Annotated in this window: 25 protein-coding genes, 1 riboswitch and 1 other annotated feature; of the genes, 22 read left to right on the top strand and 3 right to left on the bottom strand. The window is 46.4% G+C overall.

The genetic code is table 11. The features are described 5' to 3' along the window. Positions 1-103 precede the first annotated feature (103 nt). The 12 genes from lysA to ytfJ all read left to right on the top strand — a co-directional run bounded on the left by lysA (position 104) and on the right by ytfJ (position 11,840). Positions 104-1,471 carry a diaminopimelate decarboxylase gene (gene lysA, locus NSQ57_RS14760; protein WP_340955786.1) on the top strand — a complete coding sequence of 456 codons (1,368 nt, stop codon included), beginning with the start codon at positions 104-106 and terminating at the stop codon, positions 1,469-1,471. Between the two features lie 160 nt (positions 1,472-1,631). After that, positions 1,632-2,066, top strand: a complete 435-nt coding sequence (locus NSQ57_RS14755; protein ID WP_013310775.1) for a peptidylprolyl isomerase — start codon at positions 1,632-1,634, stop codon at positions 2,064-2,066. 252 nt (positions 2,067-2,318) lie between these two features. Continuing rightward, positions 2,319-3,332 carry a 2-oxoacid:acceptor oxidoreductase family protein gene (locus tag NSQ57_RS14750; protein WP_029517299.1) on the top strand — a complete coding sequence of 338 codons (1,014 nt, stop codon included), beginning with the start codon at positions 2,319-2,321 and terminating at the stop codon, positions 3,330-3,332. After that, positions 3,332-5,620, top strand: coding sequence for a thiamine pyrophosphate-dependent enzyme (locus NSQ57_RS14745; RefSeq protein ID WP_165147036.1), 2,289 nt, complete (start codon positions 3,332-3,334; stop codon positions 5,618-5,620). Before NSQ57_RS14750 ends, NSQ57_RS14745 begins: the two co-directional genes overlap by 1 nt. Positions 5,621-5,839: 219 nt before the next feature. Continuing rightward, a complete protein-coding gene (locus NSQ57_RS14740) occupies positions 5,840-6,304 on the top strand; it encodes an IDEAL domain-containing protein (RefSeq protein ID WP_029517301.1) in 465 nt (154 codons plus the stop codon). A gap of 71 nt (positions 6,305-6,375) precedes the next feature. Continuing rightward, positions 6,376-6,549: riboswitch (FMN riboswitch) on the top strand. Between the two features lie 331 nt (positions 6,550-6,880). Beyond that, the gene (gene ribE / locus NSQ57_RS14735; RefSeq protein WP_340955783.1) at positions 6,881-7,546 is read left to right on the top strand and encodes a riboflavin synthase; all 666 of its coding nucleotides are present in this window, start codon (positions 6,881-6,883) and stop codon (positions 7,544-7,546) included. A 60-nt stretch (positions 7,547-7,606) separates the two neighbouring features. After that, positions 7,607-8,290 carry a 3,4-dihydroxy-2-butanone-4-phosphate synthase gene (gene ribB / locus NSQ57_RS14730; protein ID WP_340955782.1) on the top strand — a complete coding sequence of 228 codons (684 nt, stop codon included), beginning with the start codon at positions 7,607-7,609 and terminating at the stop codon, positions 8,288-8,290. Between the two features lie 30 nt (positions 8,291-8,320). Then, entirely contained in the window at positions 8,321-8,785 is a 465-nt protein-coding gene (ribE, locus tag NSQ57_RS14725) for a 6,7-dimethyl-8-ribityllumazine synthase (RefSeq protein ID WP_340955781.1), read from the top strand. A gap of 174 nt (positions 8,786-8,959) precedes the next feature. Next, a complete protein-coding gene (locus tag NSQ57_RS14720; RefSeq protein ID WP_029517304.1) occupies positions 8,960-9,754 on the top strand; it encodes a segregation/condensation protein A in 795 nt (264 codons plus the stop codon). Further along, positions 9,723-10,334: an SMC-Scp complex subunit ScpB gene (gene scpB, locus NSQ57_RS14715; protein ID WP_342424976.1), complete on the top strand. Its 612-nt coding sequence runs from the start codon at positions 9,723-9,725 to the stop codon at positions 10,332-10,334. The genes NSQ57_RS14720 and scpB overlap by 32 nt, the downstream gene beginning before the upstream one ends. 168 nt (positions 10,335-10,502) lie before the next feature. Beyond that, positions 10,503-11,219, top strand: coding sequence for a DUF2953 domain-containing protein (locus NSQ57_RS14710; protein WP_029517306.1), 717 nt, complete (start codon positions 10,503-10,505; stop codon positions 11,217-11,219). Between the two features lie 129 nt (positions 11,220-11,348). Continuing rightward, complete coding sequence (ytfJ, locus tag NSQ57_RS14705; protein WP_029517307.1) at positions 11,349-11,840, top strand: GerW family sporulation protein; 492 nt, start codon at positions 11,349-11,351, stop codon at positions 11,838-11,840. A 91-nt stretch (positions 11,841-11,931) separates the two neighbouring features. Here ytfJ and NSQ57_RS14700 read toward each other — a convergent pair whose 3' ends face one another. Next, a complete protein-coding gene (locus NSQ57_RS14700) occupies positions 11,932-12,654 on the bottom strand; it encodes a hypothetical protein (RefSeq protein WP_029517308.1) in 723 nt (240 codons plus the stop codon). A 209-nt stretch (positions 12,655-12,863) separates the two neighbouring features. Between NSQ57_RS14700 and NSQ57_RS14695 the strand changes: the two genes are divergently transcribed. From NSQ57_RS14695 to NSQ57_RS14670, 6 genes are all read left to right on the top strand, one after another. After that, complete coding sequence (locus tag NSQ57_RS14695; protein WP_340955780.1) at positions 12,864-14,126, top strand: D-alanyl-D-alanine carboxypeptidase family protein; 1,263 nt, start codon at positions 12,864-12,866, stop codon at positions 14,124-14,126. A 57-nt stretch (positions 14,127-14,183) separates the two neighbouring features. Continuing rightward, positions 14,184-14,927, top strand: a complete 744-nt coding sequence (locus NSQ57_RS14690; protein ID WP_340955779.1) for a nucleoside recognition domain-containing protein — start codon at positions 14,184-14,186, stop codon at positions 14,925-14,927. Positions 14,928-14,934: 7 nt separating this feature from the next. Then, on the top strand, positions 14,935-15,465 hold the full coding sequence (locus tag NSQ57_RS14685; RefSeq protein WP_013310760.1) for a spore maturation protein: 531 nt from the start codon (positions 14,935-14,937) through the stop codon (positions 15,463-15,465). A gap of 78 nt (positions 15,466-15,543) precedes the next feature. After that, positions 15,544-16,302 (top strand): pseudouridine synthase, encoded by a 759-nt coding sequence (locus NSQ57_RS14680; protein WP_023989197.1) that lies wholly within the window; start codon positions 15,544-15,546, stop codon positions 16,300-16,302. A gap of 109 nt (positions 16,303-16,411) precedes the next feature. Further along, entirely contained in the window at positions 16,412-17,128 is a 717-nt protein-coding gene (locus tag NSQ57_RS14675) for a response regulator transcription factor (RefSeq protein WP_029517311.1), read from the top strand. A 1-nt stretch (position 17,129) separates the two neighbouring features. Further along, the gene (locus NSQ57_RS14670; RefSeq protein ID WP_069012706.1) at positions 17,130-18,572 is read left to right on the top strand and encodes an ATP-binding protein; all 1,443 of its coding nucleotides are present in this window, start codon (positions 17,130-17,132) and stop codon (positions 18,570-18,572) included. A gap of 218 nt (positions 18,573-18,790) precedes the next feature. Here NSQ57_RS14670 and serA read toward each other — a convergent pair whose 3' ends face one another. Then, complete coding sequence (serA, locus tag NSQ57_RS14665; RefSeq protein ID WP_013310756.1) at positions 18,791-20,383, bottom strand: phosphoglycerate dehydrogenase; 1,593 nt, start codon at positions 20,381-20,383, stop codon at positions 18,791-18,793. 261 nt (positions 20,384-20,644) lie between these two features. After that, positions 20,645-20,894: a binding site (T-box leader), on the bottom strand. Positions 20,895-21,079: 185 nt separating this feature from the next. Here serA and NSQ57_RS14660 point away from each other — a divergent pair. After that, entirely contained in the window at positions 21,080-21,667 is a 588-nt protein-coding gene (locus NSQ57_RS14660) for a type II CAAX endopeptidase family protein (protein ID WP_069012705.1), read from the top strand. After that, entirely contained in the window at positions 21,664-22,005 is a 342-nt protein-coding gene (locus NSQ57_RS14655) for a hypothetical protein (protein WP_029517314.1), read from the top strand. Before NSQ57_RS14660 ends, NSQ57_RS14655 begins: the two co-directional genes overlap by 4 nt. Before the next feature lie 142 nt (positions 22,006-22,147). On the opposite strand, the gene NSQ57_RS14650 is transcribed toward NSQ57_RS14655, so the two are convergent. Beyond that, entirely contained in the window at positions 22,148-23,071 is a 924-nt protein-coding gene (locus tag NSQ57_RS14650) for a polysaccharide deacetylase family protein (protein ID WP_340932501.1), read from the bottom strand. Positions 23,072-23,165: 94 nt separating this feature from the next. Here NSQ57_RS14650 and NSQ57_RS14645 point away from each other — a divergent pair, with 94 nt between their 5' ends. Both NSQ57_RS14645 and NSQ57_RS14640 read left to right on the top strand, forming a co-directional pair. Next, a complete protein-coding gene (locus tag NSQ57_RS14645; RefSeq protein ID WP_029517316.1) occupies positions 23,166-23,543 on the top strand; it encodes a hypothetical protein in 378 nt (125 codons plus the stop codon). A 197-nt stretch (positions 23,544-23,740) separates the two neighbouring features. Next, positions 23,741-24,355 (top strand): genetic competence negative regulator, encoded by a 615-nt coding sequence (locus NSQ57_RS14640; protein ID WP_013310751.1) that lies wholly within the window; start codon positions 23,741-23,743, stop codon positions 24,353-24,355. Positions 24,356-24,372 lie beyond the last annotated feature (17 nt).

Raw genomic sequence — 24,372 nt, 5'->3', positions numbered from 1 at the left:
GATCTGCATAAAAATCCATTGTTCTTGATGTTTTTTTTGCTATACTGGTGTAAACATTCGATGGAATATGACTAGCTTGTTCCAGAAAGAGAGGCGCCAGAACATGTATTTGCATGGAAGCAGTAAAATTAACAGCAATGGACATTTGGAGATCGGCGGTTGTGATACAACGCTTTTGAAAGAGCGTTTTGGCACGCCGCTATATATTGTTGACGAACAGTTAGTCCGCCGGCGTTGCCGGGAATTCATAGAAGCTTTTCGTGAAACTGGATTGAAGTTTCAAGTTGCTTATGCAAGCAAAGCGTTTTGTGTTATGGCGATGTGCGCTTTAGCTGCTGAAGAAGGGATGTCGCTTGACGTTGTTTCCAGTGGAGAATTATTTACTGCGCTACAAGCAGGGTTCCCGGCAGAACGAATCCATTTTCACGGCAATAACAAAACACCGGAAGAAATTGAAATGGCGTTAGATGCGCAAATTGGTTGCTTCGTCGTCGATAGCGAAATGGAGTTGCATTTGTTGCAGGCCCTTGCCTCTGAGAAGGAACAGCAGGTGAATATCTTACTGCGGGTTACACCAGGGGTTGAGGCGCACACGCATGAATATATGGCCACAGGTCAAGAAGATTCGAAATTTGGCTTTGACATTGGGAACGGTACAGCACGCCAAGCAGTGGAACAGGCTATCAAGCTAGATCATCTTAACCTGCTGGGGGTACATTCTCATATCGGTTCGCAAATATTCGAAGTGAATGGCTTCCAAATGGCTGCTGAACGGGTTGCAGCTTTTTCCAGAGAAATTAAGGAACAGCTTCAGTTTTCTTTCAAAGTGATTAATCTGGGTGGGGGATTTGGCATTCGCTACACAGAGGAGGACACACCGCTGAAAGTTTCCACCTATGTGCAGGCTATCGGCGAAGCGGTGAAAACTTATTTTTCAGGACTTTACGATGAACTTCCAGAAATTTGGATTGAGCCGGGACGCAGTATTGTAGGCGATTCAGGCACGACCTTATATACGGTAGGAAGCATCAAGGATATTCCGCAAGTACGTAAATATGTTTCGGTAGATGGTGGGATGACAGATAATCCACGCCCTGCACTGTATCAGGCCAAGTATGAAGCGATGCTGGCTAATCGAGCGCAGGATACGAACGAAGAGACGGTGTCCATCGCGGGCAAATGCTGCGAAAGCGGCGATATGCTGATTTGGGATGTAGAGCTGCCTCGTATAAATAGCGGCGACTTGCTCGCTGTTGCCTCAACCGGAGCCTACAATTACTCGATGGCGAGTAATTATAACCGAATACGTCGACCAGCAGTTGTATTTGTCAACAACGGTGAGGCCGAGTTGGTGGTGCGTCGGGAAACCTACGAAGATATCGTACGCAACGATGTTGTGCCACAGCGCTTGATTCGTGAGCAAGCCAGTCCGGCGGTTCAGCCCAACGCCAAGATTACGGTTTCGTCCTGATTTTAACATTGTAAGATCAAGCAGGCCATTGAGTCGGTAATCATATACCGGGGTCAATGGCCCTTTTTTGGACAAGACTTTGCTAAGCGCAGCAATTCATAGTAAACTGGAACTTGATGTTATTTAGTTCTCAAAACAGGTTGAAAAGGAGATACAAACAATGAAAAAAGGTAGAATAGATCTTGAAAACGGCGGTATCGTCGAAATTGACTTTTTCCCAGAAGAAGCTCCAAACACCGTTGCTAACTTTGAAAAGCTGGCAAACAGCGGTTACTACAACGGTTTGAGCTTCCACCGTGTCATTCCTGGCTTTGTTGCTCAAGGTGGTTGTCCGATCGGTAACGGTACAGGCGGTCCTGGTTACACGATTGACTGTGAAACAGCTACGAATACAACAAAGCATGCCAAAGGCGTTCTGTCCATGGCTCATGCAGGTCGCAACACAGGTGGCAGCCAATTCTTTATCTGCTACGCTCCACAACCACATTTAGATGGAGTACATACTGTATTTGGTAAAGTAACCAAAGGTATGGAATTCATCGATGCTGTAAAACAAGGCGACAAAATGAAAGAGGTTAAAGTATTTGACGTGTAATTTTACCGTTAATTACATGATCTTTTTTAAATAGCGTTGCACCTAAGCCGTTCTGTCTTTGGACAGGGCGGCTTTTGTTGTCTTTTGTTTGACGGTTTATTGATTTTCGCAATCACGTAGGCATTACAGTGCGTAAGATCACATTCGAAAAGTAAGTGTTGTGATAGCCTTTTCATAAGAATGCAATTTCCAATTTTTTTTATATGAGTATTCAAACTCGTTAAGGATTGGAAAAGAAGGGGGCTTATCACATTGTCTATTTTAACGAGCACAAATCGACTCGGATTTTTTGAAATCCGGCTGGAATCCATTGGTGGACTCGGCGCTAATCTGGCTGGCAAAATGTTGGCCGAAACCGGGGTGCTTGGTCTGGGGCTGAATGCTTCAAATTTTTCGTCCTACGGTTCGGAAAAAAAGGGAACTCCGGTTAAAAGTTTCGTCCGTTTCTGTGAGCCAGAAGTCGATATTCGGGATCACAGTCCGATTGAGCAACCGCATGTGGTAGGCATTTTCCATGAAACGTTATACAAAACGGTAAATGTAATCAGCGGACTGCCAGCGGATGGGATTGTAGTGGTTAATTCCACGCGTCCGGCAGAAGAAATACGGGCTGATTTGGGACTGGTATCCGGAACATTAGCGGTGGTGGATGCGATGGGCATCGCACTGGAAGAGCGAACCAAACTAAATACGTCCATGCTCGGTGCCTTGTTCCGTGTCTGTGACTTCCTGGACCCGGAAGCGATGAGATCGGTTATACGCAGTACCTTTGAAAAGAAAAATCCACTGTTAGTGGAACCTAATCTGCGTACGTTTAACCGTGGTTATGATGAAATGGAACTGCACGTATATCCGGTTACTGATGACGCGCAGGATCGGGTTTTTGAACGTCCGCAGCCATTGCTGGGATACGAAACGCAATTACTGGGGGGCGTTATTGCAACTCAGGGAAACAGCATAACGAGAGATGTTAGTGGTTCACGTCAGGGGTATGTGCCTGAATATGAAGTTGATAAATGTACCCATTGTGCCAAGTGTGATTCGATTTGCCCGGATTACTGTTTTGTATGGGAAGAGCAAGCAGACAAACGCGGAAGAATGATGCCATTTTTGCAAGGGATTGATTACCAGTATTGCAAAGGATGTCTGAAATGTGTAGATATTTGCCCATCGGGGGCACTAAGCTCGCGTCGCGAGCAATGGGGATGGGCTGAACAGAATCGAGTTGCCCACCAATTTCCGGTATATGAAGGAGGGCGTGCGTAATGGCAAAACTGGAGGAAGAACTCAAACAGACAGGCGCCGCGCAAGTGACAACGTTCGAATCCGGTAATGAAATGGCAGCAACGGCGGCTGCGCAGATTAATTATCATATGATGGGATATTTCCCGATTACTCCATCTACCGAGGTAGCGCAGTATCTAGATCAGATGAGAACGAGAGGTCAGCATAATATTAAGCTGGTTGCAGCAGACGGAGAACACGGATCGGCAGGGATTTGTTATGGAGCTGCCGCAGCGGGAGCGAGGGTGGTGAACGCCACTAGTTCGCAAGGTTTCCTGTACATGCTGGAGCAGTTACCTGTTCAGTCAGGTACCCGTTTTCCTATGGTTATGAATCTGGTGACACGAGCTGTCAGTGGTCCCCTAGATATTCGCGGAGATCATTCGGATCTGTACTATGGTTTGAATACAGGCTGGGTCATTTTGACGGCAAGTACACCACAGGCTGTGTATGATATGAACATTATGGCACTAAAAATTGCAGAGCACAGCGATGTTCGGCTGCCTGTAATGGTCGCATATGACGGTTTTTATACGTCCCATCAAAAACGTAAAGTGCAATATTTTGCCGATGCTGAGACCGTGCGTGGTTTTGTAGGTCCTAACCCGAACTTAAATTATCCGAATATTACGGATTTTGATCATCCTGTTACTGTGGGCGCGCATATGAACGGCGATGACTTGACGAATAATCATGTTCAGCTGTCCGAAGCACTGAAGCTGTCAGAAGGAGTATATGAGCAGGTAGCAGCAGAATATGCCGCTTTATCCGGTCGGGAATACCCGATTTTAGATCTGTATCAAATGGAGGATGCTGAGGTTGCGGTATTTCTGTTGAATTCGGCGGCTGAATCGGCCAAGGATGTGGCGGATCAACTCCGCGCGCGCGGAATTAAAGCTGGTGTGATACGTCCGAACATCATCCGACCGTTCCCAGCCGCACAACTGCGGGAAGCATTACGCAATGTCAAGGCGTTGCTGGTAGGTGAACGTGCAGACTCGTATGGGGCGGACGGCGGTAATTTAACGCATGAAATTAAAGCGGCCTTGCAGGAGGACCCGCTGAATCGGACACTCGTGTTGAGCCGTATCTTTGGCTTGGGCGGCAAAGATTTTTATGCAGAAGATGCAGAGGCGTTCTTCCAGCTTGCAATCGAGGCGGCAGAGGCCGGACGAGTAGAGAAGCCCTTTGATTACTACGGAATTAATTCGGGTTCACCGGACAAGGTGATGCCGCAAGTTATGCAGCCGCCACGTGGTAATGATTACCGGACGGGTCTGATTCAGGTTACGCCGGACGAGGAGACCGGGAAGCTCAAGGTCAAGGTACCACCTTTGCGGTCGTTGACAACCAAACCACGGCGTCTTTCACCAGGCCACGGAGCTTGTCCAGGATGTGGGGCATTGTCTGCGCTGGAACTGTTTTTCAAAGGTATTGAAGGGGATATTGTCGTGCTGTTCCAGACAGGCTGCGTATATGTGACGACGACAGGGTATCCATATACATCACACAAACAACCGATGATCCACAATCTTTTTCAAAACGGGGCCGCTACCCTTTCAGGAGCGCTGGAAGCTTACATGGAAATGAAACGGCGTAATGAAATTGAGATGTCGGACGATCCGACCTTTATCATGATTAGTGGTGACGGTGGGATGGATATTGGTATGGGTTCTGCGATTGGTGCAGCTCTGCGTAATCATAAGCTAATCATGCTGGAATATGATAACGAGGGGTACATGAATACAGGTTCACAGCAATCTTACTCCACTCCGCTCGGTCACATGACCAGTACGTCGGGTGTAGGTAAAATGCAAAAAGGAAAGCAAGGGCATCACAAGGATACCGTGCAAATCATGGCTGCTTGTAACATTCCGTATGCTTTTACCGCTGCTGAAAGTCATCCGCAGGATATGCTGCGTAAAGCAGCCAAGGCTCAATGGTATGCAAACAACGTGGGTACGGCCTATGGTAAAATCCTGTGCGCCTGTCCGCTGAATTGGAAATCCGAAGACAGACTGGGTACCAGCATTGTGGGCGCCGCAGTCGAGTCCTGTTTCTTTCCTTTGTACGAAATAGAGCAAGGCAGTACGACGATTACGTACAATCCGGAGGACAAAGGAAAACGAATTCCAGCTGCTGAATGGCTGAAATTAATGGGTAAAACGAAGCATCTTATTAAGGAGGAGGCTACGCTGGCGACCTTTGAACAGGAGATTGAGCGTCGCTGGACTATCCTGAAAAAGAAACATGAAATTTCAGAGCTATAATCCTGTTTTTTGCATAATCATCGATTAACATTGTTAGCCGCTGTTACTGTAGTGGCTCGATCAAGATTCTTTGCGCTTTTTGCGCAAAGAATCTTTTTTGTCGTTTATGGGTTGAAGCATAAAAAAACAGGTAATGATTTCCGATATAGGAGTGGAGGCCTATAAGAGGCACGTTAAAAAGTTTTCTTCTGAATTTTAAGATGCAATGAGGTGCAGGTAATGATTAAGCTGAATACAGTTGAAATAATCGAAATTATAAAGAAGCAAATCCCTAAGGTTATGAACATCAAGCCAGTGGAACTCAAGTTTACGGATGATTTTGGACGGACCTCGCTGGCAGCGACAGAACACAAATTTACGCTGACGAACCAGCATTATTCTGCCAAGGTGATGGATTGCGTGTTAGAAACACAAGTACGCCCCATTTTAATGTGCGAAATTATTTATTTTCTAAAATGTGAGTTTATTGACGGACATGTTGATGTACGACTGGATTATGAAGCATGTTCTGAGGAAGGGCGAGGACCGGTTGCTTCAGCCGTAATTACCTTTGATCATGCAACAGAGCTGGGAGTCGAGGAACTGGCCGATCTGATTGACTTGGCGCTTCATATGAACGATAAAACCTGGTTTGAAGAACTCTCCAGCCAATATGTCAAAACCAAAGCAGGAGCTTCTATTTGATAACTTGCTTTTTTTAGAAGTCGGTGCTAATATACGTAACAAGTTTAATGTTAATTCAATTAAATAAGAGCAAGATCCTTCGGGGCGGGGCGAAATTCCCCACCGGCGGTGATGACATGTTTGTGGATCGTTTTTGTGAGAAACAGCATGGCTTAGTCCGTGACCCGGATGCTGAATGATCAGCAGAAGGTGGACCTGGTGCAAATCCGGGACCGACAGTATAGTCTGGATGGGAGAAGGATACGAAGCGCATGTGCATGACGTGACATGTGCCGATTTTTAGCATACCCAATTGTGCGTACGGCTTATTTCGTTGTAGGACAGCATCGGGCGATAGCTTGCTTAAGCTTTCTTTTTGATGGGTGTTCTGAGCGTATTTGGTTGTATACTCAGTCATGCTTTCTATTGGCAAACCTATGATTTCATGTCGTCTTAAGATGCAAATGAACTGCGCTTGTATACTACAAATGTGACTCTCATCACCCCCATGACGGATTGAATCCGAACTGGGGGTTTTTTGCGCTTATAGCTGATGAATTAGGGATAAACTGAGATGTAGTGGAAAGGAGTGAAGGCATGTTTACCGGATTGGTCGAGGAAGTGGGTCGTATTCAAACCATTTCCAAAAGCGGTGAAGCGATGGTGCTGGGGATTTCGGGTTCCGTGGTGTTGGGCGATTTAAAAATAGGAGACAGTGTCTCAGTGAATGGCGTTTGCCTGACGGCGATACAGATCGGTACGAAAGACTTTAAGGTTGATGTGATGCCGGAAACCTTTCGTAGCACTAATCTGAAAGAGTTGAGATCCGGCAGCCGAGTCAATCTGGAGCGAGCGATGGCGGCGAGTGGAAGGTTCGGAGGACATATCGTGCAAGGACATGTGGACGGGACGGGAACGATTCGCGGGGTGACATCAGACCAGAATGCAGTGGTGTTCGAAATTGAGCCTAAAAATCAAACATTATTTAAATATATTCTTCTCAAAGGGTCAATCACAATTGATGGTATAAGCCTCACAGTCGCACAGCGTACGGGAGATACCTTTGCCGTATCCATTATTCCCCACACCTTATCCGAAACGGCCTTACAAGCCAAACGTGAGGGGGATACCGTCAATATCGAATGCGATATTTTGGGCAAATATGTAGAACAGCTTTTAAATTACAGAGGTGCAACGGAGGCGGAGAGAGTAGAAGAAGCTCCTCTCAGTTTGGACTATTTGGCGAAACACGGTTTTGCCTGATATTGAATGGTAAGCCTGTTTAGGAGCATTCGTGGCACAAGACATAAGGAGGAAAGTGTTATGGATAGAGGTAGCCAAACAAGTGCAATGGCAAACGTCATAGAGCATGGCGAGTTGGAACATGGCGAAGAGATTCGTTTGGATTCCATCGAAGAAGCGTTGGAGGACTTAAAAAACGGTAAGGTCGTCATTGTAGTGGATGATGAACAGCGCGAAAATGAAGGCGATTTTATCGCTTTGGCTGAAAAAGCGTCGCCTGAGGTCATTAATTTCATGATTACAGAAGGTCGCGGGTTGGTCTGTGTGCCGATCACACGACAAAGAGCCGAGGCCTTGGAATTGCATCCTATGGTAGAGCAAAATACAGATTTCCACGGTACTGCCTTTACGGTATCGGTAGATCATATGGAGACAACAACGGGGATTTCAGCGGCCGAGCGTTCCTTGACTGTACGCGCCTTGGCAGACGAAGCAGTCACAGGAAGTGATTTCCGCAAGCCTGGTCACATGTTCCCGCTGATTGCTCGCGATGGGGGTGTCTTGCAGCGTGCTGGTCACACGGAGGCGACTGTTGATCTGGCTCGACTCAGTGGCTTCAAGCCTGCTGGAGTCATTTGTGAAATTATAAAGGAAGATGGCTCAATGGCCCGCCTGCCTGATCTGGCATTGGTCGCCAAGCGACATCAATTGAAGCTGATCAGTATTCAGGATTTGGTGGACTACCGTCGTCGTTTGTCATTGTAAATAATTTAAATTAAGAGAGGTTGATTAATTATGGCACGTTTTCTAGAAGGTAATCTTGTATCGAACGGTTTAAAATATGGTATTGTGGTGGGCAGATTTAATGAGTTTATTACGAGCAAGCTGTTAAGCGGTGCAATTGACGCACTTCAACGACATGGTGCACAGGAAGATGAAATTGATGTAGCCTGGGTTCCGGGTGCATTTGAAATTTCACTAATTGCGCAAAAAATGGCTGCAAGCGGCAAATATGATGCCGTAATTACGCTGGGTACGGTCATCCGTGGTTCTACTTCACATTATGATATCGTCTGCAATGAAGTGGCCAAGGGTGTGGCAGCGAGCAGCCTAAAAACGGGAGTACCTGTTATTTTTGGGGTAGTGACTACAGAAAACATTGAACAGGCTATTGAACGAGCAGGTACGAAGGCTGGTAATAAAGGTTGGGATTCAGCACTGGCTGCGATTGAAATGGCCAATCTCAGCAAGCAATTTTAATGATAGGAATAGCTGAATAGAACGGTATAAACTGCAAGGGGAAAAAAGGGATTGGATTGTTAAGCAAGGCGATGACGTATATACTACAGAAAGAGGGATTGATAACGCAGAGCATAAGTGCTATAGGGAAAGGTATTGTTGAATGATGATTGGAGTAAGGCAGGGGGAAGCACATTGACAGTCGTAAATTACAAGCTGGAAACATTCGAGGGTCCGCTGGATCTACTGTTGCATCTGATTGATAAAGCCGAAATCGACATTCAGGATATCCCGATTAGCGATATTACTGATCAGTATATGGCTTTTTTGCACAGTATGCAGGAGCTGGAACTGGACATTACGAGCGAGTTTCTGGTGATGGCGGCGACGCTCTTATCCATTAAGAGTAAATTGTTGCTTCCCAAGCCACCTGTGATGGAATATGACGATTTGGATTTTTATGAGGAAGAGGATTATGATCCACGTGAGGAACTGGTCCGCAAGCTGGTGGAGTATCGTAAATATAAAGGGATTGCTCGCCATCTAAGTGAACGTGAGTGGGAGCGGAGTCTAATTTATGGCAAAGAGCCAGAAGATCTGAGTGCATTCCTGCCCACTGAACCCGTAAATCCGGTGCATGGGCTGCATGCAAGCGATTTGGTCGCAGCCTTTCAGCGTGCTTTGCGCAAAGCAGAACGACGTACGACGGTAACCCGTGTTCATCGGGACGAAATTTCAGTCAAGGACCGTATCCGGCAAGTTATCGGGGCTTTAGAGATGGTGGGGAATGGAGGACGGCTGCTGTTCTCCAAGCTGATGCATGAGGATATGTATCGGCATGAAGTGGTTGTGACCTTTTTGGCTATCCTTGAACTGATGAAAATGAAGCAAATTTTCTGTTATCAGGAGAAGCTTTTCGATGATATTGTAATGGAGTGGAGAGGGGATTTACGGGTTAATGGATTATCTGAAGCTGAAATCAATTATTGAGGGACTGCTGTTTCTAGCAGGAGAGGAAGGGTTGTCCACCAAGCAGATCGCCGACATTGTAGAGCAGCAGCAAGAGCTGGTTGAACAGTGCCTGGAAGATATGAAGCAGGACATGGAGCAGGGGGGAAGAGGCCTGCAACTTGTCCGTATTGCCGGTCATTATCAGCTTGCAACTTTATCCGAACATGCACCTTACTTTGAAAAGCTCGCATACTCTCCGGCACGTGCGTCACTGTCTCAAGCTGCTTTGGAGACGCTGGCCATTGTGGCCTACCGCCAGCCCATTACAAGAGTTGAAATCGAAGAGATTCGGGGGGTTAAATCCGAGCGGGCCATACATACACTGGTCAACAAGGAGCTCATTGAAGAGAAAGGTCGAGCTGAAGCCATCGGACGGCCGATATTGTACGGAACGACGAAATCATTTTTGGATTATTTCGGTCTGGGCTCTCTGGCAGATCTACCGCAACCGGAGCTGTTCGAGAATTCGGACAATTTGGAGGAAGAGACTCAATTATTGTTCGAGCGTCTGGAGAGTAGCCAGCCTGCGGCCAACGATCTAAATCTTGAATCCCAATAAAGTTGCTCCGGATCTTGCGGTTCACTTATGTAAAAGTTCAAACAGACAGCCAGTCCTCATATCGTTGGGGGCTGGCTGTTGGTATTTTAAGATGCATGATTTTCCGGCGAACGGTCATACTATTTTTGCCATGATATTCTATAGCAAAAAGGTAGGGAGGACACGCCAGTGTGGAAATGGATCAGTATCGCCATCATCGTCGTTATATTACTTGTACTGGCAGTTCTGCTCTCTCGTATTCGTTTGAAGCTGAATATTGCCAAACATGACAATGATGATCGGGCGCATCTAGAGATCAGATTTCTATACGGGATGATAAAAATGAATTACGATGTGCCGGCCATTCTCATAACAGGGTTGAAAAAGGGGCTTCTCTATCGGCTAGATCGCAACAAAAACATACATAAAACGGATGCTTCCGTGGATAGCGGTAATATTGATACAGTAAAAATCAAGCAATTTATACATGATATACGGGTTTTGCTCAAGGGAACGAAATCCTTTAATAAATGGTTGCGACATACATTGGCACATGTGACGATGTCCAAAATGGAATGGTCTACCAACATTAGTCTTGCTGACGCGGCATATACAGCTACCTCAACTGGTATTTTGTGGGGATTAAAAACAACCTTGATCGGTTATGCTTCAAGCTTTGTACGCATGGATTGTACCCCTAAGCTGTATGTTGTGCCCTATTGGGTGGATCGCTTGCGTTTTACCACCACTTTGAACTGTGAAGCAAACGTATCGCTCGGCTATTTAATGTTCTCCATGCTCATCTTATCTTACCGCATATGGCGCGTTCCGGGTGGACCGGAGGCATGGAAACGGGTTTTTTTCAAAAAAAATGCGGCGGATCATCAAGCTAACAATGAATGGTAAACAGTGGAGAGAGGTGAGACTCAATCCTTTCTGAACTATCGAATGACATACATATTTCCTTGAACCCCTGCGCACAATAGCGAAAGAAAAGGCAGTCTACGCTTGAGATAAGCAGAGGAGGAATAAATCATGTCAGATCACCCGATTCAAGGGCTCATGCAAACCGCAATGGAAAACATCAAAGCCATGGTAGACGTGAATACGATTGTAGGAGACGCAGTGGAAACACCCGATGGTTCTGTTATTTTGCCAATCAGTAAGGTGGGATTTGGTTTCGCTGCCGGGGGAAGTGATTTTAACGTAGACGAAGAGGCACTTCATACTTCCTCGGCGTCGGGTAATCATAGCGGGAAGGAAGGGCATCCTTTTGGAGGCGGTAGCGGTGGTGGTGTATCTATTCATCCCATTGCTTTTCTGGTTGTTGGCAAACAGGGGGCACAAATCGTTCCATTGGACAATCAAACGCATCTGATTGAGAAGCTCATTGACTCCACGCCATACCTGATTGATAAGGTTCAGTCTATCTTCCGGAATTCAGGCGGCGACTTGCAGACTCCCCCCCCACAGGTACCTGTAGATGTTGCTACGGATCACAGTAATTCTGGCCCGGCTTACTTGTAAAAGTTATTGAAATTAAAAGCATTCTCTCAGGAAGGTATCCCAAAGCCGAGTATAGGCTAAGGAATACCTTCTTTTCTGCTTGTACTTGGGCCTATCCCCGAATATACTGCCTTCCCCCAATGAAAGCATGTATATGGTGACTGTATTCCTGTTGATATAAAGTATGCAGCGAGATTTCATTTTTTCGATTTCCTTCGGTAGCAAACTGCGATAGGTAGATGAAGTCCGGATAGATCACTTCATTCGTCAAATAAGCGGATACCGTGGCATCAGGCCGACGATGTTGATTCAGGGAATCGATAATACCTTTCGCCGGCAAGATGCCAATCCCATGTCCATAAAACAAGTCTTCCTTCAGCTTAACGACATTTTCTCCTTTCCATTCTAATGTTTCAGACGACACATCCGGATTGTTGAAATACAGAATATCGCCAGGAGCCGCTTTATGACTTCCTTCCTGCTGTATGAGCCTGAGGTCGCTGTCATAGTGCCAGTCATACAGCAGCATATCTGCAAAAATCCGATTAAACTCACTTTCCAGAATGGAATCCAGCACTCCATTGTACAGCACAATAACCATAGCTGTTGCACATTCAAAAGCGTATTGATGACCGTTTAAAAAGATATCTCTGATGCCTTGGGCTGGTGTGACACCTGCTTTGATCTGAAAGCCACCTTTTTCCGTTAAATTCCAAAATTGCGGGTTGCAACGTGCGGTAGCAAAAGTGGCAAAGGATACACCGCTTCGATGCAATGCTTCTGCGGACTCTACAATCCGCGATCTTAAAATCATTTCAAACTGTAGTCGCTGCATGTTATAACCCCTCGATCCATATTTAACGTTTAGTAACTAATATATATGTGCTCAGGAGGGCATGTTGCTTGGTTTGTGTAGAAAGAAAGCGAAAAAGGAGCAGCTAATGGCTAGTCCTGTAAAGGAATTTTCTGTTATAAAGGTGGACATACTTTGAACAGCTTGGACATAGAATGGTACAAGACTTGCTCAAAACCGGAGGAATCCAAATGTTTAAAAAAAAGCAACACATTCACGCGGACCACAGCCATTTCTTGAATAAGGCACGCGCATTTGTTTTGCCGCTGGTATTTCTGCTTATTTTGTCATTGCCGCTTACGTTGCTAAGTCCGCAGCCCGTTCGGGGAGCGATAAAAACAGAAGTAGCGCCGCCCGCATTAGGAACCCATGCACAGGCTGCTTCTTTAATTGATGTTACATCAGGAAGAATCATTTATTCTTCCGAAGGTGACCGGGAGCTACGTATTGCCAGCCTGACCAAAATTATGACAGCGATCGTGGCTATTGAACATGGACGCTTGCAGGACCGGGTAAAGGTGAGCCCAACCGCATATGCCAAAGAAGGGTCCTCGCTTTTTCTGCAAATGGGTGAACAAATGTCATTGGAAAATATGCTGTACGGCTTAATGCTCCGTTCTGGTAATGATGCCGCTTCTGCCATTGCTGAGCATGTGGGGGGGACAGAAGAGGGATTTGTTCATTTGATGAACGACAAGGCGGTTCAGCTTGGGCTAAGCCATACACATTTTGCTAATCCGCACGGGCTGGATGCCGAGGGACATTATTCCTCAGCCAATGATATGGCCCGGCTTACTGCTTATGCGCTGCATAATCCAACTTTTGCCCGTATCGTAAAAACAGAATTGAAAAAAGCACCGAATCCCAACGACTCTTGGGACTACTCATGGCACAATAAAAACAAAATGCTGCGGCTGTATGACGGAGCTGACGGGGTGAAAACAGGCTTTACCAAAAAAGCGTTTCGCTGTCTGGTCAGTTCGGCTACACGTGACGGTCGCCAGCTCGCTGCTGTTACCTTGAATGACGGGGACGATTGGAACGATCATGCCCGTATGCTTGATTACGGATTCCGATATTATCCGCTCATTCCGATTACGGACAAGCAGCAACCTATCGATGGTTACCCACTATTAACAGGTACAAGCTTTGCCTATCCTTTACATGATGGCGAGAAAACCCAGTTGCACAAAAGACTGGTGTTGTATAAAAATTCCGCTTCTGCCGATAGAGCGGACGTATCTTTTGGCTTACGAGGACGGGTTGAATTCCTTTTGGAAGGTAAACTTATCGGTTCTGTTCCTGTGTATGCAAAAGGTAGTAAGCTGCCTGCTCAAAAAACCGTACAGCCACAGAAGGAGACTCCAACTGCACAAGAACCTGCGAACAATACTCAGCAACGAGGTTGGACGAGCAGATGGAACGAAATCCTTAAAAATTTGTTTGGAGCATAGGGCAACCAGGAAATAGAGCTGTACGTGTCACATCATTGGGAAAAGGAGGAATCAGCCATGATTCATCTCATATGGGTGGCTTTGATTTGTATTGGATTTGTATTTGCTGCCGCGCAGGGAAATATTGAGGTGGTGACGAAAGCGGCTTTTGACGGGGCAACTACGGGGGTTACAGTGTGCTTTGGACTGATAAGTGTGCTGGTGTTCTGGATGGGCATGATGCGGCTGGCTGAAGATGGCGGGCTCTTACAGAAAATATCCAAGCTTCTTTCTCCTTTAGTTGCCTTTCTCTTCCCTGATGTTCCGCGTAATCATCCCGCTATGGGTTACATTCTGTCCAATATGAGCGCCAATCTGCTGGGTCTGGGGAATGCAGCCACACCGATGGGAATCAAGGCGATGCAAGAGCTGCAGACGCTCAATCCAGATAAGCAAACCGCCACACCAGCCATGTGTACGCTACTCGCCCTGAATACAGCCAGTATTACGCTTATTCCTACGACGTTGATCGCGATACGGCTAAATTTTCATTCCGCACATCCGGCAGAAATCGTCGGTACGACACTGGTAGCGACCGCAATAGCCACCTTTGCTGCAATTGCGGCGGATCGTTGGTACCGTAGTCGAGAATTGCGCCGCCGTCCTCCGGCGATTCCGCCGTCCCAGTCATCCTTGACGCCACTCGCCCCACCAGCACCAACATCTGCTGCCTCTTCAACTACGTTGCCCGTATCTTCACCTGCCGTTCCGCGAACGGGAATCACGGCTGCCAAGGGCAGGGACACCACTTGGAAAGGATGAGGGAGGCATGCTTAATTTTATAAACCTCGTATCGACTTGGGCCATTCCGGTTATTCTCGCTTTTATTCCTTTATATGCATATGCTAAAAAGGTCCCTGTCTACGATTCTTTTGTGGATGGAGCCAAAGACGGATTTTCTACCGCCATCAGCATTATTCCTCATCTCGTAGGCATGATGGTGGCGATTAGCATTTTTCGAGCATCCGGCGCCTTGGACTATTTGATCTCTTGGGTTACCCCTTGGATTAAACACTGGGGTGTACCGGGCGAGGTATTGCCTTTAGGCTTGCTTCGTCCATTGACGGGCACTGGTTCACTTGCGTTTACGACGGATCTAATTCGCACCTATGGCCCGGATTCCATGATCGGTCGGATCGCTTCAACGATTCAGGGCAGCACAGACACGACGCTATATGTGCTAACTGTATATTTTGGTGCGGTAGGTATCCGCAATGGACGGTATGCTTTGAAGGTAGGACTATTTTCAGATGTGGTTGGTTTTGTGGCAGCCATTGCGATTTGCCTGCTTGTATTTTAATTTCTGCATCGTTTTTTGAACGGGGGTTGTGATTTTGCTCATGGATGGGTATCATTAGCATGAGGTGAATTAGCGAACATGGAAAGATTGCAGAAAATATTGGCCCAAGCTGGTGTAGCTTCCAGACGTAAATGTGAGGAGCTTATTCAGGCGGGTAGCGTGGAAGTGAACGGGGTTGTCGTAACTGAACTGGGAACGAAGGCAGACCCTGATCAAGATATGATTACGGTAAAGGGACGCCCGATCAAAACCGAGAAAAAAATCTATTTGATGATGAACAAACCTAAAGGGGTCATTACGAGCGCTTCCGATCCGGAAGGCCGTAAAATCGTGTCAGACTATCTGAAAGGCGTTAAGGAACGCGTATATCCGGTGGGACGTCTCGATTACGACACCGAAGGACTGCTGTTGCTCACCAATGATGGCGAGTTCGCCAATCTGCTGACCCATCCCAAGCATCATGTGCCCAAGACATATGTGGCAACAGTCAAAGGCGTTCCACATGGTACTGAGCTGGACAAGCTGAAAAAGGGAATCGTGCTGGAAGATGGCATTACTGCACCAGCCGAGGTAGAATATAAAGATGTAGATCCGAATGGTAAGGAGTCTGTGATCCAGATTACCATTTATGAAGGCAGAAATCGCCAAGTAAGACGGATGTTTGAGGCCATTTCACACCCAGTCATCAGACTCAAGCGGATAGCCTTCGGAGATCTTTTGCTACAAAACTTGAAGCGCGGTCTGACCAGACCCCTAACCAAGGACGAAATCAACCGTCTCATTCAACTTGCCAAATCAGACAACACGAAAAAGAAACGGACAGGACGGGGGTCATAACCCCGGCCTTTTTGGTGTAAAGAGACTGTTGGATGAGAGTAAAGTTTGACCAAGCACGGGAAAATAGTAAAATAGAGAGAATGCTTTTTTTAGCGAAGGGGCTGGGAATATGTCAGAACAAAGCAACCGCATATTAATTGTAGATGATGAAGAACGCATTCGACGCCTTCTGCGGATGTATCTGGAAAAAGAAGGATATGCAATTGACGAAGCTGAGGATGGCGAGATTGCCCTCCAAAAAGCGACTGCAAGCGATTACAGCATTATTTTGCTCGATGTGATGCTTCCAGGGATGGATGGGATTGAGGTGTGTACACGGCTGCGTCAGACCAAAGCTACACCTGTGATTATGCTGACTGCCAAAGGCGAGGAAGTGAACCGTGTACAAGGCTTTGAAGTCGGAGCTGATGATTATGTGGTTAAGCCCTTTAGCCCGCGAGAAGTCATTTACCGGGTAAAGGCGATTTTACGCCGTTCGTCGGAAACTGCCTTTTTAACGAAAGAAGCGGTACCAAGCAATAGTATTGTTTTTCCGAATCTTATCATTGAGCATGATGCGCACCGGGTAACTGCGGGTGGGATTGAAATCAGTCTCACGCCTAAAGAGTACGAGCTGTTGCATTATTTGGCGGTGTCACCAGATAAAGTCTTCTCACGCGAAGAACTGCTGAAAGACGTTTGGAATTACGAATTTTTTGGTGACCTGCGCACTGTGGATACGCATGTGAAACGGCTTCGTGAAAAGCTGAATAAGGTATCGCCAGAGGCAGCAGCTATGATTACGACCGTGTGGGGCGTAGGTTATAAGCTGGAGGTTCCAAAATAACGTGAACTTCTGGAGATCGCTGGTAGGCAAGCTGTGGATCACCATCATTTGCCTTGTAGGCTCTGTGCTTATTTTTTTAGGGCTTTTTTTATTGCCGTACATCAACAGAAATTTTGCGGCGTATGAATCGACGGAAATCAAGCATTTGTTCACCTATACATGTATAGTCGGATTTTTATTGACGACCTTTTTTGCCCTATTTCTTTTTACTAAAATCACACAGCCTATGCAGCTGTTGATTCAGGCGGCGAATGCCATTCGTGAGGGAAGGTATGATACTCGGCTTTCGCTGGTGACCAGTGATGAAATTGGAGAACTGGCGAAAACTTTTAATCATATGTCTACGGAACTGGAAGCAACGATCCGCAGTCTGAATGAGGAGAAAAACCATTTATCCAGCGTACTGCGAAGCATGTCTGATGCAGTAATCACCTTCGACAGAAGCGGACAAATCATCTTGACGAATCCGCCGGCACAAAGTTTGCTGAATATCTGGGAAAAGCTGGAGTGGCAGGAACGTGATCTGGAGGAGTTTGGAGCTTCTGTACCTGAGCCTTTGCAGTCTCTGTTCCATACCGTTATGGACAGGGGAGAGGATGTCGGAGACTATATCCATGTCAAGAAGGGCTCCTGGTCGGTGCAGATGGCGCCTCTGTATACGGATAATGCAATCCGCGGTGCAGTAGCTGTGCTTAGAGATATTACGGAAGAAGTGAAGCTAGAGAAGATGCGGAGCGATTTTGTGGCCAACGTATCTCATGAAATCCGTACACCTTTATCTATGATGCAGGGCTACAGTGAGGCGTTGCTGGATGGTATGGCGGGTTCACCAGAAGAATCCGAGGAACTGGTGCAGGTCATCCATGATGAGTCATTACGCATGGGAAGGTTAGTCAAGGATCTGCTTGATCTGGCCCGAATGGAGGCTGGTCATACAGACATGCACCGACAGGAATTGGATGTGAACGAGTTGATCGAGCGTGTTCACCGTAAATTTACGGTACGATCAAAGGAACAGGGACTGACACTCGATTACCATGAGCATGGCCAGCGTTTGTTGCTGCCTGAGGCAGATGAAGACCGGTTGGAACAGGTATTGACCAATTTGCTGGATAATGCATTTAGACACACACCCGGTGGGAAAAAGGTTACTATTGCGGCGGATCGAATTTTGGGAGAACGGCATGAGTTAATCCGTATTCGGATTAAGGATGAAGGTGTAGGCATTGCCAGCGAGGATCTACCTTATATTTTCGACCGCTTTTACAAGGCAGATAAAGCCAGAGTACGTGGTGAGGATAAAGGGACTGGCTTGGGGCTTGCTATTGTCAAGAATATTGTAGAGGCTCACGGAGGCTCTGTCTCTGCTGCCAGCGTATTGGGGGAAGGGACGGAATTTACTATTTTGCTGCCTATCTCCAGCAAAACTAAGCTGGGTCTGTAACAGGCTTATAAGCCCAATCTGATATCCCCCGGTTTGCAGGCATCCTCGGAAGAGGGTGCTTTTTGTTGAAAAATCAACATTTATCTTGTTCAACGTGGAACATCCTGTTTCAAAATGATTACTCACATGATAGATAACTCGGTATAAGAAAAAGACGCCTGGGTAGCCAGGCGCCTCTCTTTATTATAAAACCATGGACCTCTCAATAGGGTCTGGAACTAATCTAGCACTACTTCTTGGGCAGTATTTAGTTCTGGCAAACCAACGAGTTGAATCAGTACGTCTTTCGGCACGGCTTTATCGACGGTCAGGATCATGATAGCTTCTCCGCCGACAATTTTACGCCCTACTTGCATAGAAGCGATATTGACGCCGTTCTCCCCAAGCAAGGTGCCGACACGACCGATAATGCCTGGTTTATCATTGTGCGAGATGAGCAGGAAATGAGCTTCCGGTGCCACGTCTACTGGGAACTGGTTCAACCTAACAATACGTTCGCCATAGCCTGCCAGCAGGGTGCCAGATACACGTTGCTCTTCGCCGCTCTGCGTTTTGAGTGTAACGGTAATCAGGTTGGTAAAACCCTTGGTGGCGGGCGCCTGAGATACGACAAGATGGATGTCACGTGTTTTGGCCAGATGTACAGAGTTTACAATGTTCACATCGCTGCCCAGATGACGGCTAAGTACGCCTTTCAAAATATACCGTGTCAGCGGCTGTGTATCCACAGAGGACAAATCGCCAGCGTAATCTACCTGAATTTCACGTACAGCCTGATTCGTGATCTGAGCGGCAAAGCTGCCCAGCTTCTCTCCAAGCGAGAAATATGGCTGCAATTGCGTCATGACGTTGGATGGTACTGGAGGCATGTTGACCGCATTTTTAAAAGGCTCATCACGCAAAATATGCAGCACTTGCTCGGACACGTCGATAGCTACATTCTCCTGAGCTTCGACAGTCGAGGCACCCAGATGTGGTGTAACGATAATTTTCGGGTGGCTCAGGAATGGGTGGTCCTGTGCTGGCGGCTCTGACTCAAATACGTCAAAAGCTGCACCGGCAACGATACCTTCATCAATGGCTTCAACAAGAGCCATTTCATCGATAACTCCGCCCCGGGCACAGTTGATAATGCGCATTCCTTTTTTCATCACTTCAAACTGTGGACGAGCAATCATATGTTTCGTTTCCGGTGTTAATGGTGTGTGTACGGTCATAAAATCTGCGTTGCGGATAATTTCATCCACGCTCGCAAGCTTAATGCCCAGCTTCTCAGCGCGTTCTTCCGTTAGAAATGGATCATAGCCGAGGATACTCATGCCAAATGCTTTGGCACGTTTAGCCACCTCACTGCCGATACGTCCCATGCCGAGGACTCCAAGTGTTTTGTTACGCAGTTCGACACCGAGGAATGTTTTACGATCCCATGTACCGCCAATGGTTTTGGCATATGCCTGTGGAATATGACGTGCTAGAGCCATCATCATCGCAAAAGTGTGCTCACATGTCGTAATCGTGTTGCCGTCAGGAGCGTTAATAACGATAATCCCGCGTTGTGTTGCTGCTTCGAGGTCGATGTTATCCACTCCGACCCCAGCTCGCCCTACAACCTTGAGGTTCTTACCTGCCGTCATGATGCGTTCGGTTACCCGAGTTTGGCTTCGAACGAGTAATGCGTCATAGTCACCAATAATTTGAACCAATTCATCCTCGCTGAGACCTGTGTTCTTGTCCACCGTGACATCGTCTGCATCCATCAGTTGCTGGATGCCCAGGTCACTGATTGGATCGGATACTAACACTTTAAACATTTGGTTTCCTCCTCAAAGTTAACTTCTTTTATGGACAGGATGCACTTCAAACTGAAATACATTCCATAAAGAACATGAAAAAACTTGAAATGCTTCTAAAAGTACAGGAGAGCGGTGTGAAATACTAGTGTGATAACGCATTGACGCAGAAAAGGGATGGAATAGCATTATGCACCAAACTAACGACCAAAAGTCTTATGCGGAGACGCTTTGCGGTTTTCGGGCATCAAAAAAACCCCCGAATCACATACTATCTCCATAGTAAGGGACGAGAGTTATCGTGGTACCACCCTAATTCGCAGCCATTTCGCAATGGACTGCCTTCAGCGGTCATAAAATGACCGAAAGGATAACGGTTTTCTGCCGATTGCATCTAATGCCGGGAAATATTCCCCAGACCTCGGTGCAATAACTCAGGAGCGCTGAAAGTAGTTACTTCGTCACCGGCTTCCACCCAAGCACCGGTTCTCTGAGGACGAAATCAATACCTTTTCTCCATCATTGTTGTTGTCGCTAATAATTTTTTCATAATGTATCATGGCTTACATGGGCATGTCAATAGGACATGCGACATGTGAGGATAGCAGGTTAGATATATAGCTACAGAATGCGGAAAATTAAGATTTAAGTCTTCTTGAATCCGCCCGATTTTTTGGCTATGATGCTAAAGAAGACTATGCAGAGGACTAACTAACTATGAAAAAGCTTAAAGTGAAATGGAAAAGAGCGCAAATTCATGAATTGAACGACCGCTTGCTGCTTTACAATTTGTATCTAACTCAGGGGCTGACCCTGCTGATTGGCGCAATCTGGATATTTTTTCAGAAAAGAAATTTGTTAGAACTATTTGCATTGCCGAACACTCTGCACGTCTTATGGTGGGGATTGGGATTGGCCGCCGCTATGTTACTTGTGGATCTGTTGCTATCCCGGATTATGCCTGAGGATGCTATGGATGACGGTGGTATTAACCAAATGCTATTTCAAAATCGTCCAGTTTGGCATATTATTTGTATAGCAGCTATCGTTTCTATCTGTGAGGAACTCTTGTTCAGAGGTGCGATTCAGTACAGCTTTGGTCCTTATTGGACAAGCATTTTATTTGCGGTGATTCATATCCGATATTTACGGCATTGGATTCCCACTGGCTGGGTTTTTCTTAGCAGTTATGGATTGGGCTACATATATGTGCAGACCGGTAGTCTGTGGGCACCGATTATTTGTCATTTTGTGATTGACCTTATATCTGGTTTAGCATTACGTTTTCGGAGGTATGAAGAATGAATCAGGAACTTAGCAGAGTGCAGACCTATGGTAGCCGTCGAAATGGTCGCAAAGGCAAGGAAGAGGACAGGTCAAAATCTAAACCAGTTCGCTCCCGTGCTTCACGGCCCGTGCCAGAATTGGCTCACGTTGCCGCTGCACCAGAAGTTGCTGTGACGATGGAGGGTGACACTCCTGCCAGTGAGTACCGAACGCGGGCAGAAATGTTTCCGTCCCGCCGTATTCGGGTAAGCAAGTGGTTTTTAAATTTTTTGAGCACTCTTTTTGTGCTGATTACTGCAGCATTACTGTGGTGGGGCGTCAAGGGTGCACCACCCATCAGTGAAATGCTTTGGTAATATAAAGTTATTATGGACGTCTGTGCTTAGGTCAAGGCGCGTAGTGATACGGCGAAAAGGCCTCCATCTCCACATGAATAACGGAGAATGGAGGCCTTAATTGCATCATCTATAGTTAATCCGGAGTATACGCAAGTGTCTACTAGCTGGCAGGAACCTCAATCCCTTGCGGATCGACAAATTGGTAACCCTTTTGCTCAAGGCGCGTCAATAGACTGTCCAGCGCCTCAGCTGTCCATGGCAGTTCGTGCATCAAGATATTGCTGCCTGGATGAAGTTGTTCTGTTACATTTTTGAGAAGTGCCTCCGTTTTATTAGGCCGATTCTTTTTCATTGTCCAGTCCAGAGAACCGACGGACCATGTCATGTATAGGAGACCGTTTTCCTTAGCGACCTTGCGACCTACGTCCCCGCCTGCACCATGAGGGGGGCGGAAGAAGACAGGGGCTTGGCCTGTAATGTCCTTAACAGCTTTTTGTACCGTTTCAATCTGTTTTTTGACCTCGGGCTCAGATTTGTTTTTCAGCACGATGTGATCCCAGCTATGGTTGCCGATGGGCTGTCCACGGTCATGGATAAGCTTAAGCAACTCAGGATGCTTTTTTACACGGTAACCGTTTACGAAGAAAATTGCTTTCGCTTTGTGTTTGTCCAGTACATCTATGATTTTGTTAATCATGGCTGCTTCCTTAGGACCATCATCAAAGGTCAATAACACGACTTTTTTTTCGGTACCTTGTTGGTCAGGGATTACATTGTAAGCTTTGTCCAAGTGATACATTTTGTTATTGGTAGTTGCAGATGTCGCAGCTCCTGTTTCGTTGCTTTCGCTGGTTTTATCATTTTGTGCATTGGTTTTATCCGCTGAGTTGTGATCATCACTGCCTGCTTGCTTACTGCTACTTTTTGGGGAAGAGACGTTGCTCTGATCTTTGGCGCTGTTACTTGAGTCAGAGGCTACCGAATCCTGCTGGTTGCTTGTTGCCGCAGATTCAGGCTTGGTTGCAGTGCAAGCACTAAGCAGCAGACATGCGGTGAACAAAATGGCTGCTGTTTTTGTACCCATTATTTCATCTCACCTTCCTGTATTTTATACCGTATGAGTTTGTCACTACTGACGAACACTATGCTTGATTCTACCACAAAGGGAGGTTCTAATTGTGAAAACATCTTCATTTTTCCTGGGAATCGTTTTGGGCGCTGTCGCAAGCTCTATGATCTCCCGTAACCGCAACATGTTGGGCTTATCTATGGACATAGGTGGAAAAAAAGGCGGCAATTTAGTGCAGCAAGCCCGTACTAAAATGATGGACGCGGCATTCCCCGGGATGGGCGAGATTACGCTCAATAAAGAAGACACCCATAAGGATCAAGACCATCATTCACAAACAGATAAAACCGCTTATAACGCCCATACTGCCAAGAACAAAGAAGAGAATATGAAGTTGATTAAAGACTTCATCAGCACAAGTCCCGATGTTAAACGTGAGGTCGAGCAAATTTTGAAAGAAACTCATACAGCCGTACCGGGATTGTAACCCAGAAACCTTTATTCCGAATCATTTTGCGGCTTTTTTGTAAAAGCCGTTCAAATGATTCTTTTTTTTATCTTTTTATTGCGTGCATTTACGATTATAAAATGATAACATGATTACATAGAACCATTTTCATCACAGGCATCATAATTGCATCATAATCTGTTAATAACACTCGGCTGCCAGGAGGAGGGTCCAGTATGAAAATAGAAAGATTAAGTCAGGACAAGATACGGATTTTCCTTACCTTTGACGATTTGAGCGAACGCGGTATTCAAAAAGACGATATGTGGCAAGAAATTCCTAGAGTTCATGAGCTGTTTACCGAAATGATGGATCAGGCATACAGTGAGCTGGGCTTCGACGCCACGGGACCGTTAGCTGTCGAAGTCTTTGCGCTTCCTGCTCAAGGAATGGTTGTTATCGTCACTCGGGGTAAATACGACCATCAACAGTATGGTTCGGGTCCCGATGAGGAGCTTCCAGAGGAAGTCTACGAAATGGAAGTCACGTTGGAGCATAGTGATTCCATCGTTTATGCGTTTAGCGATTTCGAAGTACTCATAGAAGCGGCTCATATGCTTCGTAGCAACACTACGGAAGCAGGTAAGCTGTATCATTATAGAGGAAAATGGATTCTGCATTTGGAACCAGAAGAAGTAGAGGAGTCCAAGCTTGCCGCTTTAATCGCGGTTCTTGCTGAATTTGGAGAAGGCTCATCCGTTACACCAGCTATGTTGGAAGAGTACGGCAAACTGGTCATTCCTGAACAGGCAGTTGCTGTCATCTGCACTCATTTTGACAGCCGTTCTTGATTCGTTTTATCAAAAGT

The sequence above is a fragment of the Paenibacillus sp. FSL L8-0502 genome (assembly GCF_038593055.1).
Taxonomy (GTDB): Bacteria; Bacillota; Bacilli; order Paenibacillales; family Paenibacillaceae; genus Paenibacillus; species Paenibacillus polymyxa_D.
This window is presented reverse-complemented; position numbering and strand designations above follow the sequence as displayed.

Coding starts and splice junctions, on each gene's coding strand:
- NSQ57_RS14695 (WP_340955780.1), top strand. CDS start 12,864: ATGTTTAAAAAAAAGCAACACATTCACGCGGACCACAGCCATTTCTTG.
- serA (WP_013310756.1), bottom strand. CDS start 20,383: ATGTTTAAAGTGTTAGTATCCGATCCAATCAGTGACCTGGGCATCCAG.
- scpB (WP_342424976.1), top strand. CDS start 9,723: ATGGATTATCTGAAGCTGAAATCAATTATTGAGGGACTGCTGTTTCTA.
- NSQ57_RS14650 (WP_340932501.1), bottom strand. CDS start 23,071: ATGGGTACAAAAACAGCAGCCATTTTGTTCACCGCATGTCTGCTGCTT.
- NSQ57_RS14700 (WP_029517308.1), bottom strand. CDS start 12,654: ATGCAGCGACTACAGTTTGAAATGATTTTAAGATCGCGGATTGTAGAG.
- ribE (WP_340955781.1), top strand. CDS start 8,321: ATGGCACGTTTTCTAGAAGGTAATCTTGTATCGAACGGTTTAAAATAT.
- NSQ57_RS14655 (WP_029517314.1), top strand. CDS start 21,664: ATGAATCAGGAACTTAGCAGAGTGCAGACCTATGGTAGCCGTCGAAAT.
- NSQ57_RS14685 (WP_013310760.1), top strand. CDS start 14,935: ATGCTTAATTTTATAAACCTCGTATCGACTTGGGCCATTCCGGTTATT.
- NSQ57_RS14675 (WP_029517311.1), top strand. CDS start 16,412: ATGTCAGAACAAAGCAACCGCATATTAATTGTAGATGATGAAGAACGC.
- ytfJ (WP_029517307.1), top strand. CDS start 11,349: ATGTCAGATCACCCGATTCAAGGGCTCATGCAAACCGCAATGGAAAAC.
- NSQ57_RS14755 (WP_013310775.1), top strand. CDS start 1,632: ATGAAAAAAGGTAGAATAGATCTTGAAAACGGCGGTATCGTCGAAATT.
- ribE (WP_340955783.1), top strand. CDS start 6,881: ATGTTTACCGGATTGGTCGAGGAAGTGGGTCGTATTCAAACCATTTCC.
- NSQ57_RS14640 (WP_013310751.1), top strand. CDS start 23,741: ATGAAAATAGAAAGATTAAGTCAGGACAAGATACGGATTTTCCTTACC.
- NSQ57_RS14690 (WP_340955779.1), top strand. CDS start 14,184: ATGATTCATCTCATATGGGTGGCTTTGATTTGTATTGGATTTGTATTT.
- NSQ57_RS14745 (WP_165147036.1), top strand. CDS start 3,332: ATGGCAAAACTGGAGGAAGAACTCAAACAGACAGGCGCCGCGCAAGTG.
- NSQ57_RS14660 (WP_069012705.1), top strand. CDS start 21,080: ATGAAAAAGCTTAAAGTGAAATGGAAAAGAGCGCAAATTCATGAATTG.
- NSQ57_RS14740 (WP_029517301.1), top strand. CDS start 5,840: ATGATTAAGCTGAATACAGTTGAAATAATCGAAATTATAAAGAAGCAA.
- NSQ57_RS14680 (WP_023989197.1), top strand. CDS start 15,544: ATGGAAAGATTGCAGAAAATATTGGCCCAAGCTGGTGTAGCTTCCAGA.
- ribB (WP_340955782.1), top strand. CDS start 7,607: ATGGATAGAGGTAGCCAAACAAGTGCAATGGCAAACGTCATAGAGCAT.
- lysA (WP_340955786.1), top strand. CDS start 104: ATGTATTTGCATGGAAGCAGTAAAATTAACAGCAATGGACATTTGGAG.